Genomic DNA, 17,314 nt, shown 5'->3' with positions numbered 1-17,314 from the left:
CTTAATATGGCAAATAAATACCTGATTGAAATTGAAGAACTCTACGATAAATTACATGAAGATAATCTAATCATTGTCGATACAAGGGAGCCGGAGGATTATCTTATTGACCATATTCCTGGAGCAGTTAATATCTACGATATTTTCAGTTATCTTGCTACCGAATCGAATGGTGGTTATGAACAATTGAGAAAGCATTTCGCTAATTTATTTGGGTTAGCGGGAATCGATTCTTCGAAAGAAGTGGTTGTTTATGAAGATGCTATGGATAACGGTTATGGACGTTCGTGCCGCGGCTGGTTTATTTTTAATCATATGGGACACAAAAATGTGAGAATTCTTCATGGAGGTTATCAAGCCTGGCTCGATAAAAATTTGAATGTGGAAAGACATACACCTCATCCTGAACTTCGGAAATTCGAAATTTCAGTAGACAATTCGATTATCTTGAATAAAAAGCAAATGCTCGCTGCAATTCAAAATCCAGAAATAACAATAATAGATTGCCGAGATAGAGCTGAATGGGTAGGAGTAAGCTCTTCTCCATATGGTCCCGATTTTACACCGCGCAAAGGAAGAATTCCCGGCTCTGTTTGGATCGAATGGTATAATACTATGGAGTACAAAGGATTTATTCCGTGGTTTAAGAGTCCAGAACAACTCAATGAAATGTTCAAAAAGTTTGGTCTTTCTGAGGATAAAGTATTATATCTTTACTGCTTTAAAGGAGCCCGCACATCGAATCTCTTCGTTGCATTAAAAATGGCTGGCTATGAAAAAGTATACAATTATCTGGCCTCGTGGAACGAATGGTCCCGTGATCTCACATTACCAATCGAACAAGGTTATCCTAAAAGAATGCATTAATTGCATGCATATTTAAATTGCTTCACTGTTTCCGAAATTCCCGAAGGTTCTATCCCCTCGATAATCGATTTAATTATTTTACTTCCCACAATAAAGCCATCGGAATAATTGTAAAATGTGTGAATGTCTTCAGGTCTGCCGATACCAAAGCCAATCATCATTCTATTTTTTGTTATTAACGAATATGTACGTTTTAGATTTTCTAATGTAGAGGAGTCGAAATTTTTGTCGGCTCCTGTTGTACCTGTCACACTTACGCAATAGAGAAAACCTTCACTCTTATTATCGATAGCTTTAATGCGCTCGTTCGTAGAAGTTGGGGTTGTTAGTAGAATTATTTCAAGACCATGCTTCTCAGCGGGAAAAAAGAAATCATATTCTTCAAGTGGTATATCTGGAACTATTAGACCTTCCGCACCACAATTTGCTGCATCGATTAAAAATTTCTCTTTACCGTATTTATTGATTGGGTTTGCATATCCCATTAATATAGTTGGAATATCGGAGTATTTTCTGATTTCCTCGATATAGCTAAAAATGTCTTTAATTCTGAAATTTTTTTTAAGTGCCAGAGTTGAAGATTTTTGAATGACAGGTCCATCAGCTAAAGGATCACTGAAAGGAATTCCAATCTCTAATATATCGGCTCCACCATCCAGAGTGGCTTTCGCATAATCGAGGAATTTGTTTTTGTCTGGAAAACCGGCAGTAAGAAAAATAGCCAGAGCCTTTTTTCTATTTCGAGTTATGGTATCAATTGTGTTTTTAATTTTCATAACTTATCCCTGCTGTGATTCATTAAAGTAGAAAGGTCTTTGTCGCCGCGTCCGCTCAGGTTAATAATAATAATATCGTCTTTATCTGTAGTGCCGATCATTTTTTCCAGATACGCAATTGCATGTGCGGATTCGAGTGCCGGCAATATGCCTTCCAATCTGGTTAACAGATTTGCTGCTTTGAGAGCCTCTTTATCCGTCACAGCTCTATATTGAACACGACTCATATCCTTCAAATAAGAATGTTCAGGTCCAACTCCTGGATAATCCAGTCCTGCGGAAATTGAATGGACTTCGGAAATTTGTCCTTCTTCAGATTGAATAAGATATGTGTACATTCCTTGAAAAACACCCGGTGTTCCTATGGTCAATGTGGCACAGTGTTTATTCGTATCGAGACCTTCACCCGCTGCTTCAACTCCAATTAATTTAACTGATTCTTCGTTAATAAATGGATAAAAAATACCGATGGCATTCGAACCGCCACCTACGCAAGCAATTATATAGTCAGGCAATCGATTTTCTTTACTTAAAATTTGTGCTCGAGTTTCAATGCCGATAATTGACTGAAAGTCGCGCACTATCATCGGGTAAGGATGTGGACCAACAACCGAACCGATAATGTAATGAGTATTTTTTACATTGGTAACCCAGTCGCGAATTGCTTCGTTAGTAGCATCTTTAAGTGTTTTGCTTCCAGAAGAAACTGGTCTAACTTCGGCACCGAGTAGTTTCATACGAAAGACATTTGGTTTTTGTCGTTCGATATCCTCTTCGCCCATATATACAATACATTGCATGCCGAATTTGGCACATACTGTAGCGGTCGCAACTCCGTGTTGACCTGCGCCAGTTTCTGCAATTATTCTTTCTTTGCCGAGATATTTTGCCAGTAAAATTTGTCCGAGAGCATTGTTAAGTTTATGAGCTCCTGTATGACATAAGTCCTCTCTTTTTAAATATATTTTGGCTCTGCCGTAATAGTCGGTTAATCGATTGGCAAATGTTAAAGGTGTAGGTCTGCCGTTATATTCGCTCTGGAGTTCATTTAATTTTTCTAAAAAATTTTTATCATTTTTTAATTCCAGGTATACTCTTTCGAGCGTCTCGAGTGCTCCTATTAATGTCTCAGGCACAAATTTTCCGCCGTATATTCCAAATTTACCTGTTCTATCCGGTACGTTATAGTTTTTCATTTTTAGATATCCCTGAATTATTAATAAATAAGCCGGATCTTCTATCTGTTTGGTAAACAGACTCAAAGATCCGGTCGGAGTGTATGCATCTATCTGGGGTAAATTCTATGTAATTCATCCATCAACTCTTTTAATTTAATAATGTCTTTTTTCCCTGGTTCCAATTCGATTGAAGAAGAAACGTCGATAGCGGGAGGATTAATACTTGTTCTGATTCTTAGCAAATCATCTTTTCCAATTCCCCCAGCAAGAATAATTTTCCTTTTCAAATTTTCCGGTATAATGTCCCAATTAAATTTATTTCCTGTTCCACCGTATTCATTTTCAGAGTATGCATCCAGTAAATAAAAACAATTCTTATATTCCTCCAAAATTTCAAAACGAAATTCATTAGTAACTCTAAAACTCTTAATAACAGGTCTTTTAAGAAGAGGAATTATATCCGGTCTTTCATCGCCGTGCAATTGAATTATATTGATATTACAGATATCTACAATCCCGTTTATCTCTTCTAAAGAGGAGTTTACAAAAACTCCAACAGTTGTTATAAATGGTGGTAGTTTACGAATAATATTAGAGGCAATAATTGGGTCCACGTATCTTTTGCTCTTGTTATAGAAAATAAATCCAAGAGCATCTGCTCCCGCTTCGTATGCGGCAATGGCGTCGTTATAATTCGTTATTCCGCAGATCTTAATTCTCATTGCTTATTTTTTCAAGATTATTAATAAAGTTCTTGAGTGCAATTTCTATGTCTTTAGATTTCATAAAATATTCACCTACCAAAATACCTTTTACTTTTTTGTGTAAAATAGTCTTGATATCGTCTGGGGTTGTTATACCGCTTTCGGAAATTGCAATTATTCCATCTGGTAATAAGTCAGCTATCTTCCTGGTCGTGCGAACATCAACTTCAAACGTTTCGAGGTTGCGGTTGTTGATTCCGATTAATTTAACTTTGTCAAAATCAATTTTGTCCAGTTGGTCGGCAGAGTGGATTTCGTATAATATTTCAAGATTGCATTCATGAGCAGCGGCAATTAAAGAATCGGATTGGTCAGCTGATAATGCTTCAGCAATCAACAACACAACATCTGCTCCTGCAGCCTTCGCTTCGAAGATTTGATATTCATCAATTATAAAATCTTTACGCAATAAAGGGACGGTCTTGAATCCCGCAATTTCCTTTAAATAATCTATTGAACCTTGGAAATACTTCGAATCTGTTAATATCGAAATTGCATTTACTTTATTGTTCATATATATTTTTGCGATATCAATATGATTAAAAGCTTCGCGCAATATGCCTTTTGACGGACTGGCTTTTTTGATTTCGGAAATCAGACCTATAGTTTTCGATCGAGTTAAAGAATCGATGAGACTGAGCGGAGGGGCGTGAAATAACTCTTGCTCTTCGAAATAACAAAGCGAGTATTTTTTCCGCAGATTTGTTACTTCATTTTTTTTGTTATTAATTATTTCTTTAAGGAAACTCATAGTTCAATTTCCGAAATTTCTTATGTCCTGTAACTTTTTATATGCATTGCCGGATTCGATCGATTCGATTGCAATGGATTTGGCTTCTTCAATTGACTCAGCCACACCAGCAATCAAAAGAGCCATCGCAGCATTAGCAACCACCACATTATATGCGTCGCCTTTTTGTTTTTCTTGAATAATACTTAGGATAAACTTTGCATTTTTCTCCGGAGAATCGCTTGTGATATTTTTTAGCTTTATCTTTTCGAAAGAGAAATGAGTGTTGTCAATTTTAATATCTTCAATCGGCTTGTCTTTTTTATAAAATTTTATGTTGGTCTCATCTGTCAAAGTAATTTCATCGTATTGATTTGCCGTGCATACAAAAGCTGCGGAATCCATATTTAGGTATTGAGCAGCTTCAGCCATCAAAGCAGACGTACGATTACTAAACGTGCCGATGAGTTGTTTTTTTGTACCTGCAGGATTGGTCAATGGACCGAGAATATTAAATATTGTTTTCGTGCCTAGTTCTTTACGAACGGGAGCGGCATATTTCATCGCAGGGTGGTAAATGGGAGCAAATAAGAACGCGATCCCGATTTTATCGAGGGCGCGTTTCGATTGCTCGGGCGTTAGATTGATATCAATGCCAAGAAGGGAAATAACATCCGCACTGCCACACTTACTTGATATTGATCTATTGCCGTGTTTTGCAACTTTAACTCCGGCACCTGCTACCACAAATGCAGTGGCAGTTGAAATGTTGAATGTGTTTGAATTATCTCCGCCTGTTCCGCATACGTCGATTAAATTTTCGTCTTCAATTTCGATTTTAATACTAAATTGACGCATGGCTCCGGCAAAACCCGCAACCTCTTCGGCTGTTTCGCCTTTCGTTTTTAAGGCTGTCAATAGACCTGCTATTTGCGAGTTATTACACTCGCCGCTCATGATGCGCGACATTGCAGAATAAGCTTCATTGAACGAAAGATTTTCTCGGTTACTAATCTTTTCAATGTATTCTTTTAACATGCTTCCAACCAATTTTTAATTATTAAATGACCTACTTTTGTTAAGATCGATTCTGGATGAAATTGAATGCCTTCGATAGGGAATGTTTTATGTCTAACACCCATAATAATTCCATCCGCTGTAGTTGAAGATATTTCGAGGACCTCCGGAAGAGTATTTTTATCTATAACCAGTGAGTGATATCTGCCTGCTGTAAAACCTTGCTCGATGTTAGAATAAATGGTTTTCCCGTCGTGTTGAATATGAGAAGTTTTGCCATGCATAAGAGAGGGTGCATTGATTACTTTACCTCCAAAGCAATATCCGATTGCCTGGTGGCCAAGACAAACCCCGAGAATTGGAATATCCTGTCCGAGTGTTTTGATAACTTCGATCGATATTCCGGACTCCTCCGGTTTACCAGGGCCGGGTGAGATAACTATTTTATCCGGTTGCATTCTCATGATGTCGTTAATTGATACTTTGTCGTTTCGTTCTACAATAATGTTGGACGCATAAATACCGACAAGTTGAACGAGATTATAAGTGAATGAATCGTAATTATCTATTATCAATATTTTCATCTATTACCTCGGCTAATTTTAATGCGTTCAAAAGAACCGCGGATTTATTTTTAATTTCTTTAAGTTCAAGTTCGGGGCGGCTATCAGCAACAATTCCGGCACCGGCTTGCCAGAAAACAGATCGATCATTTGCCCACAATGTTCGAATTGCAATACACATATCGAGATTACCACGAAAATCGATATATCCCACTGAACCGGCATAGAGGCCACGCTTTTGTTTCTCATATTGATTAATCAATTGAATTGCTCTTATTTTAGGCGCACCTGATACTGTTCCGGCAGGGAAGGCAGCTTTAAGAGCATCAATTGAATCGAGTTCATCTTTTAAAATTCCTTCCACCCTTGAAACAATATGCATTACGTGGGAGAATCGATTGACTTTCATATTCTCGCTAATTTTTACGGTCCCTGTTTTGCAAACTCTTCCCAGATCGTTTCGCGCAAGGTCGACTAACATTACGTGTTCGGCAATTTCTTTTGGATCGTTAATCAAATTTTCTTCGAGCCTTTTGTCTTCATCTTCGTTCTTTCCGCGACGACGTGTACCGGCTATAGGAAGAATTTCTGCTTTCCTGTCCTTTACTTTTAGTAAATCTTCCGGCGACGTTCCGACTACTTTTATTTCATTGCCGAAACTTATATAATACATGTAAGGTGAAGGATTAATCATTCTCAAAGATCTGTAAACATTAAAAAGATCACCTTTATAATTGGCTGAAAATCGATGTGATAAAACAATTTGGAAAACATCCCCATTGTAAATATTTCTTTTACTGTCTTCGACTAACCTTAAAAAATTTTCTTCTTCGTTTTGATCGATTTCCTCAGCATCAACATTGAAATCAGATTTATAGCTTAATTCTTCATTCAGTATTTTTCTTATTTTTTGAAGTTTGTTGATCGATAAGTTATATGTATTTCTCAATTTCGATTTGTCAGTGCAATCTGCGTTATCAATTAAAATTAACTGATGCTTAAAATGATCAAAAACAATCACGGTTTTAAAAAAACCAAGTATCGAGTCCGGAAAAGTTTCTCCATTATTATTTTTATATTCGATTACCTCTTCTATTAAAGAAATATTGTCGAATCCGATGTAACCGACCCAACCGCCGGTAAAATAGGGTAGTTCATCGAGGAGTGGATAATTCTGATGTGACATAAATTTTTGTAGATACTCGAATAGATTAGATTCGATTGTTTCTGTTATTTCATTAGTTTCTATCTTTATTTTTTTGTAGTGGTTAGAAATAATTATTTCAGGATCAATTCCGATAAACGAGTAACGCGCCAGCCTACCAATCCCTTCAACTGATTCTAACAGGAAGGATGAATTCGCATATTTGCGAAGTTTGAGATATGCCAATACAGGAGTTTGTAAGTCAGCAGCCAGTTTGTCGTAAACTGGAACGGTATTATATCTTTCTGCCAGCAATAAAAATTTATCGTAGTCCATAAAACCTCTTTAAAACAAAAAGCCCTTCTCAGTGATAACTAAGAAGGGCTTCTTTTGTTAATTATTTAAACTAATTTATGTTATCACTGAGATGATGGATATAAAATTGCGCCACCACCACCAGTGATTATTGTTTGTATTGTTATATGTAAAATATACTTTCATCATTTGGCAGCAAAGATAGAAAAAAATTAACTATCAAGTCAATATCCTTTGAAAAAAATATGTATAAATATTCATCATTATTTATAATTATACTCACTGCAATAGATTTTCTTAATATTGTAAAAGCTGAAAATTATTTATAATAGTGGTTAATAAGGAAATCAATCAGAGTGCAGGTAAATAAACATACCCAAAAATAATAAAGGTTAAAACCATATTATTTATTCAGATTGTGTTGCCTTAGCTAATTGAAGTGGTAATTTGATTCTTATCTTATATGAAAAATCAAAACTTAGATATATATTGCTTGGATTAAAATTGTTTGGTTGTTTCTTAAAGCCATTAAATTTTATTCTACACAAAAAAAGTTAAACCTATGCGATAAGAGCTGGTTATTAAAAATTTATTTTGGCAAAAAAATTATTCTGAAACTTAATAATATCTGGTCAATGAAATTAAATATGGAGAGCTGATAATGAATAGTCGGCTGCTTGAGAGTTTACATTTTGAATGATTATCCAGGAAGCAAGCATACAGGAAAAAATAAAGCAAATTGCCCGGCATGAAATATAACAGAATTAAATTAAGTAGTGTTTCATCAATAAAATATCATGCAAGGACTTAATTATGCAAATATGCAACGAAAATATATGACAATGTTCTCATCTTATAAAGAAATTATATATAAAAATTCCGTCTCCAAAATTCTAATCCCTAACCCCTAAACTCTAATCCCTAATCCCTAATCTCAAACCACTCCTCAATATGTTGCCAGGCGTTTTCATTATAGAAAGTATGGGTATATTCATTTGTGCGTGAGGAGTATGTGTATTCTTTTGACCACTTTTCAGCATTCTGAATTATTTCCTCAATTGCATCGAGAATAAAATCAAGTTCTTCGTCGGTCATAGTCGGGTGTAGTGAAAGTCTTACCCAACCAGGTTTTTCGGAGAGGTCGCCGTTGTTAATTTTTTCGGTAATATACTTAGACCGTGTTGGATCGACGTGAAGTAAATAATGGCCATATGTACCTGCGCAAGAACAACCGCCGCGCATTTGTATGCCGTATCTATCGTTCAGCAATTTAACCATTAAGTTATAGTGTACATTTTCTACATAAAAAGAGATTACACCGATTCTTTCTTCGTGTTCGGCTGCGAGGATATGAAGACGATTAATTTTTTTCAGACGATTGAAAGCTTTTTTCAGCAATTCGTTCTCACGTTTGCGTATTTTATCTACTCCCATTTTCTCTTTCAGTTTAATGGCAAGTGCGGATTTAATAGCCTGAAGGAAACCAGGTGTACCTCCATCTTCACGAGTCTCAATATCCTGAATATATTTATGTTCTCCCCACGGATTAGTCCAATCAACTGTTCCACCACCTGGGTGGTCGGGTATTCGTCGATTGTACAAATGAGAATCGAAAATCAGCACTCCAGATGTACCGGGACCCCCTAAAAATTTATGAGGTGAAAAAAAGATGGCATCAAGTTTTTGAGCTGGATTTTTGGGATGCATGTTTATATTTACATAAGGAGCTGCAGCTGCGAAATCGACGAAACAATATCCATCATATTCATGCATCAATTCAGCCATTTCGTAGTAAGGCGTTTCGATTCCCGTAACATTCGAAGCTGCGGTAAAAGAGCCAATTTTTAGTTTACGATGACTGTACAATTCGAGTAAATGTTTGAAATGAGATAAATCGACCAACCCTTTATCGTCAGGTTGTATCAAAACAACGTCGCAAATTGTTTCGAGCCACGATGTTTGGTTGGAGTGGTGTTCCATGTGTGTAAGAAAAACTACGGGCTTTTCGTCCTTCGGAATATTTATATGTCTTTGTAACTGTTCAGGTACTCTAAGTCCAAGCAAACGCTGAAATTTATTTACTGCCGCCGTCATACCGTAACCAGCGAAGAGCAAAACATCATTGTTCGATGCATTCACGTGTCTTTTTATGATATTCCTAGCTTCTCGATAGGCTTTTGTCATCGAAGTACCAGTGACCGATGACTCAGAGTGGGTATTTCCTACAAATGGCCCAAAACGTTCAATCATTATTTTTTCGATAGGATTATACAATCTGCCACTAGCAATCCAGTCAGCATAGATAATTTTTTTTTTGCCATAAGGACTATCGAATGTCTGGTCGATGCCCGTAATATTCAGTCTAAATTTTTCAAAATATTTTTCAAGTGAATTCATATAGCTTTTTTTTCTACAAATATAAGAAGATTTTTACGGAGGATAAAAAAAGCCTCTCATACTAATAATGAGAGGCTCTCAAAAAGGGGGTAGAAATGAAGATTATCCTAAGTAAGCTTTAAGATTTTTACTTCTGGAAGAATGACGTAGTCTGATAAGAGCTTTTTCTTTTATCTGCCGTACGCGTTCACGCGTCAGATTGAGTTTTTCGCCGATCTCTTCAAGAGTAAGAGAATGTTCCTTGCCCAATCCAAAATAAAGTCTGATTACTTCAGCTTCTCTTTCGGTAAGTGTTGAAAGAGAGCGTTCAATTTCGGTTTTGAGAGATTCTTTCAACAAAGAATGGTCGGGTGATGGTTGATCTTCATTGGGCATAACGTCGAGTAGACTGTTATTACTATCATCGCTATGAGCGAAGGGAGCATCCATTGAAATATGTCTACCGGCAATTTGCATTGCATAATTGACGTCCTGAACGTCCATGTCGAGCTGTTCTGCTATTTCTTCGGCGCTTGGTTTCCTTTCGTATTCCTGCTCGAGCTGGCTTAGAGCTTTGCCCATTTTATTTAATGCGCCTACTCGATTTAAGGGCAGTCGAACCATTCTGGATTGTTCGGCTATAGCTTGCATAATCGACTGCCGAATCCACCAGACAGCATAAGAAATGAATTTAAAACCGCGGGTCTCATCAAAACGAAGCCCAGCTTTAATTAAACCTAAATTTCCTTCGTTAATCAGGTCGCCCAATGGAAGTCCCTGATTCTGATATTGTTTTGCTACACTGACAACGAATCTCAAATTAGCCTTCGTAAGTTTATCGAGGGCTTGCTTATCGCCCTTTTTTATTCGTTTGGCTAATTCAATTTCTTCTTCCGGGGTAAGGAGGTCAACTTTTCCGATTTCTTGAAGATATTGGTCTAAAGATTTGCTTTCCCGGTTCGTGAATTGCTTGGTTATCTTCAATTCTATATATCTCCTTATATTATTAAATTACACTGTTTTTTGACTTCAATAAATACACACTAGTTCCCCACGGCATTAAATTTTGCCTGCTTATATGGGTGATTTATTTTATATTTGCTATTTAATATCTCCTCTTAAAGAGAAGCATTTAGTGATAGTAAAATACAGGTTATCGATAGTAGCTCTTAGATATGTTGCTCGATTTTTCATCTCACAAAATTACATAAAATTTTTCTAATAGTCCAACAAAAAAATAATAAAATATTAATATTAATTTAAAATTAATTTATTTTCTTCTTTTATGAGCGATTTATCCCTAGCATATGAATAGAGAAGATAATAAAGCATTTTACGTGCTCTGTGAAGACGAGAACGAACTGTGCCAACCGGGCAATCGATAAAATCAGCTATTTCTTCGTATGTGTATCCTTCAATATCACTCAAGAAAATTATTGTTCTAAATTCATCGGGAAGTTTTGCCAGTGCATTGGCGATTTCATCGTTCATAATGTCGTTAAAAGCATCATTTTGAACATGAGATGAAGTAATTTCTTCGGAACGTATATTTTCGTAAAAGTTTTCAATATCGTCATAATTTACTTTCCCTGGTTGCCGCTTTATCCTTCGGTAGGTATTGATAAAGGAATTTTTCATTATCTGGAATAACCAAGCTTTTATGTTAGTTCCTTTTTCATATTGGTCAAAAAAGCGGAATGCTTTCAATAATGTGTCTTGTAATAGGTCTTCAGCATCGTCTGGATCTCTTGATAATTTTAAAGCATATGACTTAAGTGCTGAAATATGCGGGGCAATTTCATTATCAAATTCTTTTCTTCTGTTTTTACCTGTGTCAGCCATTTTTCTTCCTCAAATTATGACATTATATCTCGTTAACAGAAGCGAATAAGTTTTAGTTCATTTATTCTCATGTCTATAAAAAAAGAATTAATTATTATAGAATTTACTATGTTTGAGAAGTCATAATTATGGAGCAGAAAAAAATGAAATTCAAATCTATTTATATATATTTATTGGTCTTTATAGCATTTATAGTTACGGTTGTATTTCTTTCCCAAAATAACGAACCCAAGAATTTACATCCTAATATGCCAGATGACGAAATACATAAAGGATTAAAAGGACAAGAAGGGGAAATGCCTTCAGATTCAAATGTGATGGAGGAGGTTATTCAAAAACTTAGTGAGCTTAAGAGAGCATATGAAGAAAATCCGAATGATACACTCCGAATCAGAGAATACGCTGATATGCTAACCATGTCCCATAAACCAGAAGAGGCGCTAAAATTATATCAAAAACTCCATACCCTCGATCCCAAAAGATTCGATGCAATGTTGCAGTTGACATTTATTTATTTTAACATGGGCGAATTAGAAAGGGCAGAAGAGTATACAAGAAAGATTTTAAAATTGGATGATGATTACCCGCTTGCACTTTATAATATGGGTGTAATACAACAGGTGAAAGGAAACGAAAAAGAGGCCAAGAAATACTGGAAACTATTGATTGAAAAACATCCCGATAGTCGCGCTGCGAATAATGCAAAAGAGATTCTCGAAAGCCTATCAGCCACTAATCAGTAAAAATATGTGTGATTAATTTTTTGTCGATTTCTTCGAAATAGTAATTTTCGATCTTAATTCTGGAACGTGTTTTCCAGATTTCGTTGGAAGGCATTAGTTTGTTGGTGAATTTGTTTTTGTTAGAAAACTTTTGTCTATCGCATACAACATATAGTGGAATATTGCGATATTTGCATGCCAATGCAAGAAGACCACTACCCGTTTTATTTACGACATTCCCATTTTTTAATACAGTGTCTGCACCAATTATTCCTGCTTCGCATGTTAAAGATTCATTATAAATCATTGCCTCTGTAATTAACTTAACTTCAATTCCTTCTTTTGATAACCTTCGAGCCAATATCCGTCCCTCATATTGTGGTCTTGATTCTGTAACAACTACACTCAGTTCTTTATTTTCCTTTGATAATCGTTTTAATATTTCGAAAACAGTTTTACTGTTCGATATTGTTATAAAGGAAGAGTGTTTAATGAGTATGGTGCGGCAATTGTTATAGATGTTATCGTATATGTTTAATATCAAGTTATCGTATTTTTTAAAAAATTCGTCTATGCTCTTTTTTGTTTTGATTACTCTTCTTAATTCATTCAAATAATTTTGGATGTTTTCGAAAGCGGCAAATTTTTTGCCAAAACTGTCGAGTAAATCAGGGAAAAGCGAGAGAATATTTTTCTGAGTTTTTAAATGTTCATGCAATTCCTGGAGCAATTCGCTGCTGCCTGAAATATTGTCTTCCGTAAAATCCTGTTTCATAAAAAAGTAAATTTAATCTTAACTGTTTTGCTTGTTATACTGGAATCCTTTAATTGGCTTACGCATGGTCAAAACAGGGCAGGGTGCTTTGCGAACAACTTTTTCGGCGGTGCTTCCAAATAGAAGATGTTCCACTCCTGTGTGTCCGTGTGTTGCCATAATAATTAGGTCGGTGTCTGTCTCACGAGCTGTTTCAATAATCTCAACAAACGGTTTGCCAGTTTTAATTATTATGTCTGTTTCAAGAGATGGATCTACAAAGGATTTAATTAGAGAGTCCATTTCTTCTTCGGCTCTTTTCTTAATATCATTTTCAAGAGAAGGTATTGCAACCTGTCCCATACTAAAATCAGCGGGATAAATAACTGGTTCGATTACGTAGATTATATAAAGTTTTGCATTGAATTGTTTGGCAAACTGGACTGCATATTTCAAAGCTTCTTTAGAGTATTCTGAAAAATCTACCGGAACCAAAATTTTTTTTATCAGACTCATAGCTGCTTCTCCTTTGTTCTAATTTGATTATAAAGTTCCAGATATTCTTTATTAACATTACGCAAACGTGTTGCAATTATATGAATAAGACCTTTTAGAATTTTAATTCCTTCCAGTGGATGAACTTCTATAAATTCGTCAAGATCGGGTTTGAAAATTGCAGCTATAAAAGAATCTTTAAGTGCTATAGCGCTTGCTGCACGACGTTCTTCGTCAATTAGAGCCAGCTCGCCAAAGAAATCGCCTCTAGTTAGATGAGCCAGGTCAAATTGTTCCCCCTCTTCATCTTCCTGTGTAATCAATACTTCGCCGCTGACAATTATATAAAGAGCAATTCCGGGGTCATTCTGGTAAAAGATATATTCGTTGGCTTTGTAAAAACGATTGTGTATGAGTTTCATCAGTAATTTCAGGTATTTCGGTGACAACTTTTTAAAAGGTGGTATTGAAGCCAGTACTTCTTCGAGTTCGTTTTTGTCTGTTGGACTTTTGAACAAATTTGTCCAGAAACTGCTTTTTTGAGGTATTCTGATATTAGATTCCATCTTTCGACTCAATTAAATAATCCAGCTTCTGCCACACGCCATATTTTTTGACAGGAGAAACGATTTTCGTACAAAGCTCTTCCAATTATGACAGAATCAATATGGTTGCCACCTTCTTTTTGTAATTGTATCAGATCCTGATAACCAGATATCCCTCCCGAATGTGTGACTTTCTTTTCTGTAATTTCGGCAATTTTTTTGGATAATTCAATGTTCGGACCCAATAACATGCCGTTTCTTCTTACATCAGTTACAATATAACGTTCTGTGCCGAGTTCTTTCAGTTTTTTTGCATATTCAAGTGCATCAATGCCTGTAAAAACTCTTCTGCCTCGAGTTACCACCTGACCTTCGATTACGTCAATAGCTGCAACAACTTTACTGGGCGAAAATTTTTCAAGGATTTTTACGTATTCTTTTTGATTCTCGTGGGCAAGTGTACCGATTACAATTCGAGCAGCGCCTAAATCGAAAGCCCTTTCAGCATCTTCAAGGTTGCTAATTCCTCCTCCGAGTTCTACCGGAATAATTACACTTTCGCATATTCGTCTGATTACATCATGGTTTACATGTGAATGATACCATGCTGAATTGAAGTCGACAACGTGAAGGCACTTTGCGTTTTCAGCGCGCCAGATAAGTGCCATTTCAACTGGGTCATTTCCATAAGATGGACAATTTAATTCTGGTATGCCTTGAACGACTCTTACAGTTTTACCGTCTTGAATATCGATTGAAGGGATAATTAATATTTTTTTAACCATCGATAAGCCATTTGCCGTTATTTTTTATAGTCTTTCTGCTGATAATCAACTTTTGAATTTCGCTTGTGCCTTCGAAAATTTTCAGTATTCGGACGTCTCTGTAAAAACGTTCAATCGGTAACTCCCGGGAATACCCCATACCACCGTGGATCTGGAGTGCCATGTCTGCTATTTTTTGAACGGCTTCAGAAGAATATAACTTTACTATTGCTGCATCCTGACTTACATCGAGGCCTTCGTCGTACTTTTGTGCAGCGCGGTATAAAATGCTTTCCATAAGATATATTTTTGAAGTCATATCTGCAATCATAAATTGAATTGCTTCAAAACGTGATATCGGCTGGTCGAATTGTACTCTTTGATTTGCATATTGAACTGAAAGTTCGAGCATCTCTTTTGCCGCGCCAAGCGAGCAGGCTCCAATGGTTAGTCTGCCGGCGTCTAAAGTTTTCATCGCAATTGGAAAGCCACGACCTTCTTTCCCTATAATATTTTCTGCCGGCACTTCTACATTGTTAAAACGGACAGCGTTGGTTACACTACCGCGTATACCCAATTTTTTTTCATTTGGACCAATTTCAACGTCCCCAAAATCTTTTTCAACGACGAAACCGGTAATTCCTTTTTCTGTCCTGGCAAATACGCTGAATATATCCGCAATTGCGCCGTTGGTTATCCACAATTTTTCTCCGTTAAGAATCCACTTATTTCCTTTTTTAATTGCGGATGTTTTTATATTGAAAGAATCTGAACCGGCTTGAGCTTCAGTAAGACAGAATGCGGCAATTTTACTACCGGATGTTAAAGAAGGGAGGTATTTAACTTTTAATTCTTCAGAACCACCTATAAAAATAGCATTGGCTCCTATTGATTGGTGAGCGCCGATAAAAGTGGCAGTCGAACCGCACGCTCTGGCAATTTCTTCTTGAGCAATACAATATCCGACTTCTCCGAAACCGCCTCCGCCATATTTTTCTGGAAAAGCTGTTCCAAGTAGTCCTACTTCTGCAATTTTTTCGATTAATTTGCGAGGAATTGATTCTTCTTCATCAATTTGCCGGGCAAGCGGTTTAATCTCAGATAATGCAAATTCCCTGACGGTTTGACGGAGCATTTGGAGTTCATCGGTAAATTTTAGATACATAATTGATTTCTGACCTTTTTTGAAGGTCAAAAATACGCAAATGAATACTAAAAGAAAATTAAACCGCTTCGGAAGCTTCGACGGCAAACATTTTGTATTGTTTATAAAGAGCAACTGCGCTTTCGAAATCGAAACGCGTACGTATTAAAAAACTTTCATCCCTTTTTTTAGCCGGCGGTTCAGGCTCCCATTCCAGATTTGAATTGAGTACCTTATTACTGGCTGTATCGACTATAGCCCATTTTGCAACCCCATCCTTATATGATTTCATAACCAGATGTATCTTACCCTCCAATCCAAATCTCATTGCTACGTCAAACCATTTTGCTTTTTCTTCAATAGTCATGGCACTAGTCTTTATTTATTCTACTTTAATAATCGGATAAAAGTAAAAAGACTTTAGCTTTAAAGAAATTTACTTGACTTTAGACCAACGAATCTTGATATTTCGTGCAATATGATAAGAAATTTCAATTTTACGACTTCCGACAAAGAACAGATTAATGCTACTGCATACCTGAATGAAACTCGATTTTCTGGTAATGCACTCGTTCTTGTTCATGGATTCAAAGGTTTTAAGGATTGGGGGTTTGGACCATATGCTTCAGAATTTTTTGCAAATAATGGCTATCTAACCATTGCCTTTAACTTTTCACACAACGGCATCGATGAAAATAATGATTTTACACAACTCGACAAATTCGCTGCAAATACTTTTTCACGCGAGATACGAGAACTAAATGAAATTACCGATGCACTCTATAACGATTATCTGAATTTGAATTTCAAAGGTAAAATTGGTTATATCGGACATAGCAGGGGAGGTGCAATCTCAATTTTAAATGCAGCTCGCAGAGTTGATATTCCAGCAGTTGCACTCTGGGCATCGATATCGAGATTAGATCGCTATTCAGAAAGACAAAAAAAAGAGTGGCGCAGCAAAGGTTATTTAGAGGTTTTGAATATGCGCACAAAACAAAAACTTAAATTAAACCTTTCCCTTCTGGAAGATATCGAAAAAAACAGAGAAGGTTTGCTCAATATTCAAAAAGCAATTGCCAATTTTAATCGTCCTGTGTTAATTGCCCATGGCGACCAGGACGTGGCTGTTCAATTGGAGGAAGCAGTGGAGCTTTACAATTGGGCAAATAAAGAAAAAACAGAACTCTATATTATTAACAATACCGGCCATACATTTGGAATTGTTCATCCTTTTGAGCAATCAAACGAAAAATTTGATAAATTACTCGATAAAACTTTGACGTTTTTTAATAATAATCTCAAATAAAGAGGATAC

The 17,314-nt window shown here is 36.2% G+C and carries 19 protein-coding genes; 3 read left to right on the top strand and 16 right to left on the bottom strand.

All coding sequences use genetic code 11. From position 1 onward, the window contains the following. Positions 1–6 precede the first annotated feature (6 nt). Positions 7–867, top strand: coding sequence for a sulfurtransferase (locus ACUN8G_RS11360; protein WP_437347266.1), 861 nt, complete (start codon positions 7–9; stop codon positions 865–867). On the opposite strand, the gene trpA is transcribed toward ACUN8G_RS11360, so the two are convergent. From trpA to ACUN8G_RS11310, 10 genes are all read right to left on the bottom strand, one after another. Further along, positions 864–1,643, bottom strand: a complete 780-nt coding sequence (gene trpA, locus ACUN8G_RS11355) for a tryptophan synthase subunit alpha (RefSeq protein WP_437347267.1) — start codon at positions 1,641–1,643, stop codon at positions 864–866. The two genes, ACUN8G_RS11360 and trpA, sit on opposite strands and share 4 nt — an antisense overlap. Further along, a complete protein-coding gene (gene trpB, locus ACUN8G_RS11350; RefSeq protein WP_437347268.1) occupies positions 1,640–2,839 on the bottom strand; it encodes a tryptophan synthase subunit beta in 1,200 nt (399 codons plus the stop codon). The genes trpA and trpB overlap by 4 nt, the downstream gene beginning before the upstream one ends. Positions 2,840–2,928: 89 nt before the next feature. Next, positions 2,929–3,543 carry a phosphoribosylanthranilate isomerase gene (locus ACUN8G_RS11345; RefSeq protein WP_437347269.1) on the bottom strand — a complete coding sequence of 205 codons (615 nt, stop codon included), beginning with the start codon at positions 3,541–3,543 and terminating at the stop codon, positions 2,929–2,931. Beyond that, positions 3,533–4,336 carry an indole-3-glycerol phosphate synthase TrpC gene (trpC, locus tag ACUN8G_RS11340; RefSeq protein ID WP_437347270.1) on the bottom strand — a complete coding sequence of 268 codons (804 nt, stop codon included), beginning with the start codon at positions 4,334–4,336 and terminating at the stop codon, positions 3,533–3,535. Before trpC ends, ACUN8G_RS11345 begins: the two co-directional genes overlap by 11 nt. Before the next feature lie 3 nt (positions 4,337–4,339). Continuing rightward, a complete protein-coding gene (gene trpD, locus ACUN8G_RS11335) occupies positions 4,340–5,353 on the bottom strand; it encodes an anthranilate phosphoribosyltransferase (protein ID WP_437347271.1) in 1,014 nt (337 codons plus the stop codon). Continuing rightward, positions 5,347–5,916, bottom strand: coding sequence for an anthranilate synthase component II (locus ACUN8G_RS11330; protein WP_437347272.1), 570 nt, complete (start codon positions 5,914–5,916; stop codon positions 5,347–5,349). Before ACUN8G_RS11330 ends, trpD begins: the two co-directional genes overlap by 7 nt. Then, positions 5,894–7,375 (bottom strand): anthranilate synthase component I, encoded by a 1,482-nt coding sequence (gene trpE / locus ACUN8G_RS11325; RefSeq protein ID WP_437347273.1) that lies wholly within the window; start codon positions 7,373–7,375, stop codon positions 5,894–5,896. Before trpE ends, ACUN8G_RS11330 begins: the two co-directional genes overlap by 23 nt. Before the next feature lie 900 nt (positions 7,376–8,275). Continuing rightward, a complete protein-coding gene (locus tag ACUN8G_RS11320; protein WP_437347274.1) occupies positions 8,276–9,751 on the bottom strand; it encodes an aminotransferase class V-fold PLP-dependent enzyme in 1,476 nt (491 codons plus the stop codon). Between the two features lie 102 nt (positions 9,752–9,853). Then, positions 9,854–10,720, bottom strand: a complete 867-nt coding sequence (locus ACUN8G_RS11315) for a sigma-70 family RNA polymerase sigma factor (protein WP_437347355.1) — start codon at positions 10,718–10,720, stop codon at positions 9,854–9,856. Between the two features lie 264 nt (positions 10,721–10,984). Then, a complete protein-coding gene (locus ACUN8G_RS11310; protein ID WP_437347275.1) occupies positions 10,985–11,572 on the bottom strand; it encodes a sigma-70 family RNA polymerase sigma factor in 588 nt (195 codons plus the stop codon). A gap of 143 nt (positions 11,573–11,715) precedes the next feature. On the opposite strand from ACUN8G_RS11310, the gene ACUN8G_RS11305 reads away from it, so the two are divergent. Beyond that, positions 11,716–12,315 carry a tetratricopeptide repeat protein gene (locus ACUN8G_RS11305; RefSeq protein ID WP_437347276.1) on the top strand — a complete coding sequence of 200 codons (600 nt, stop codon included), beginning with the start codon at positions 11,716–11,718 and terminating at the stop codon, positions 12,313–12,315. Here the strand turns inward: ACUN8G_RS11305 and ACUN8G_RS11300 are convergent. Genes ACUN8G_RS11300 through ACUN8G_RS11275 form a run of 6 tightly spaced genes read right to left on the bottom strand, consistent with a single transcriptional unit; the run spans position 12,305 to position 16,363 of the window. Continuing rightward, on the bottom strand, positions 12,305–13,069 hold the full coding sequence (locus ACUN8G_RS11300; RefSeq protein ID WP_437347277.1) for an eIF2B alpha/beta/delta subunit family protein: 765 nt from the start codon (positions 13,067–13,069) through the stop codon (positions 12,305–12,307). The genes ACUN8G_RS11305 and ACUN8G_RS11300 overlap by 11 nt on opposite strands. A gap of 18 nt (positions 13,070–13,087) precedes the next feature. Beyond that, positions 13,088–13,564 carry a universal stress protein gene (locus ACUN8G_RS11295; RefSeq protein WP_437347278.1) on the bottom strand — a complete coding sequence of 159 codons (477 nt, stop codon included), beginning with the start codon at positions 13,562–13,564 and terminating at the stop codon, positions 13,088–13,090. Beyond that, entirely contained in the window at positions 13,561–14,109 is a 549-nt protein-coding gene (locus ACUN8G_RS11290; RefSeq protein WP_437347279.1) for a cyclic nucleotide-binding domain-containing protein, read from the bottom strand. Before ACUN8G_RS11290 ends, ACUN8G_RS11295 begins: the two co-directional genes overlap by 4 nt. Before the next feature lie 8 nt (positions 14,110–14,117). After that, positions 14,118–14,873: a 1-(5-phosphoribosyl)-5-[(5-phosphoribosylamino)methylideneamino]imidazole-4-carboxamide isomerase gene (locus ACUN8G_RS11285; RefSeq protein ID WP_437347280.1), complete on the bottom strand. Its 756-nt coding sequence runs from the start codon at positions 14,871–14,873 to the stop codon at positions 14,118–14,120. Further along, positions 14,866–16,017 carry an acyl-CoA dehydrogenase family protein gene (locus ACUN8G_RS11280; protein WP_437347281.1) on the bottom strand — a complete coding sequence of 384 codons (1,152 nt, stop codon included), beginning with the start codon at positions 16,015–16,017 and terminating at the stop codon, positions 14,866–14,868. The genes ACUN8G_RS11285 and ACUN8G_RS11280 overlap by 8 nt, the downstream gene beginning before the upstream one ends. Before the next feature lie 58 nt (positions 16,018–16,075). Further along, positions 16,076–16,363, bottom strand: a complete 288-nt coding sequence (locus ACUN8G_RS11275) for a hypothetical protein (RefSeq protein ID WP_437347282.1) — start codon at positions 16,361–16,363, stop codon at positions 16,076–16,078. A gap of 111 nt (positions 16,364–16,474) precedes the next feature. Between ACUN8G_RS11275 and ACUN8G_RS11270 the strand changes: the two genes are divergently transcribed. Beyond that, positions 16,475–17,305 (top strand): alpha/beta hydrolase, encoded by an 831-nt coding sequence (locus tag ACUN8G_RS11270; RefSeq protein WP_437347283.1) that lies wholly within the window; start codon positions 16,475–16,477, stop codon positions 17,303–17,305. Positions 17,306–17,314: the final 9 nt, after the last annotated feature.

It is taken from the genome of Melioribacter sulfuriphilus (assembly GCF_052656625.1).
This window is presented reverse-complemented; position numbering and strand designations above follow the sequence as displayed.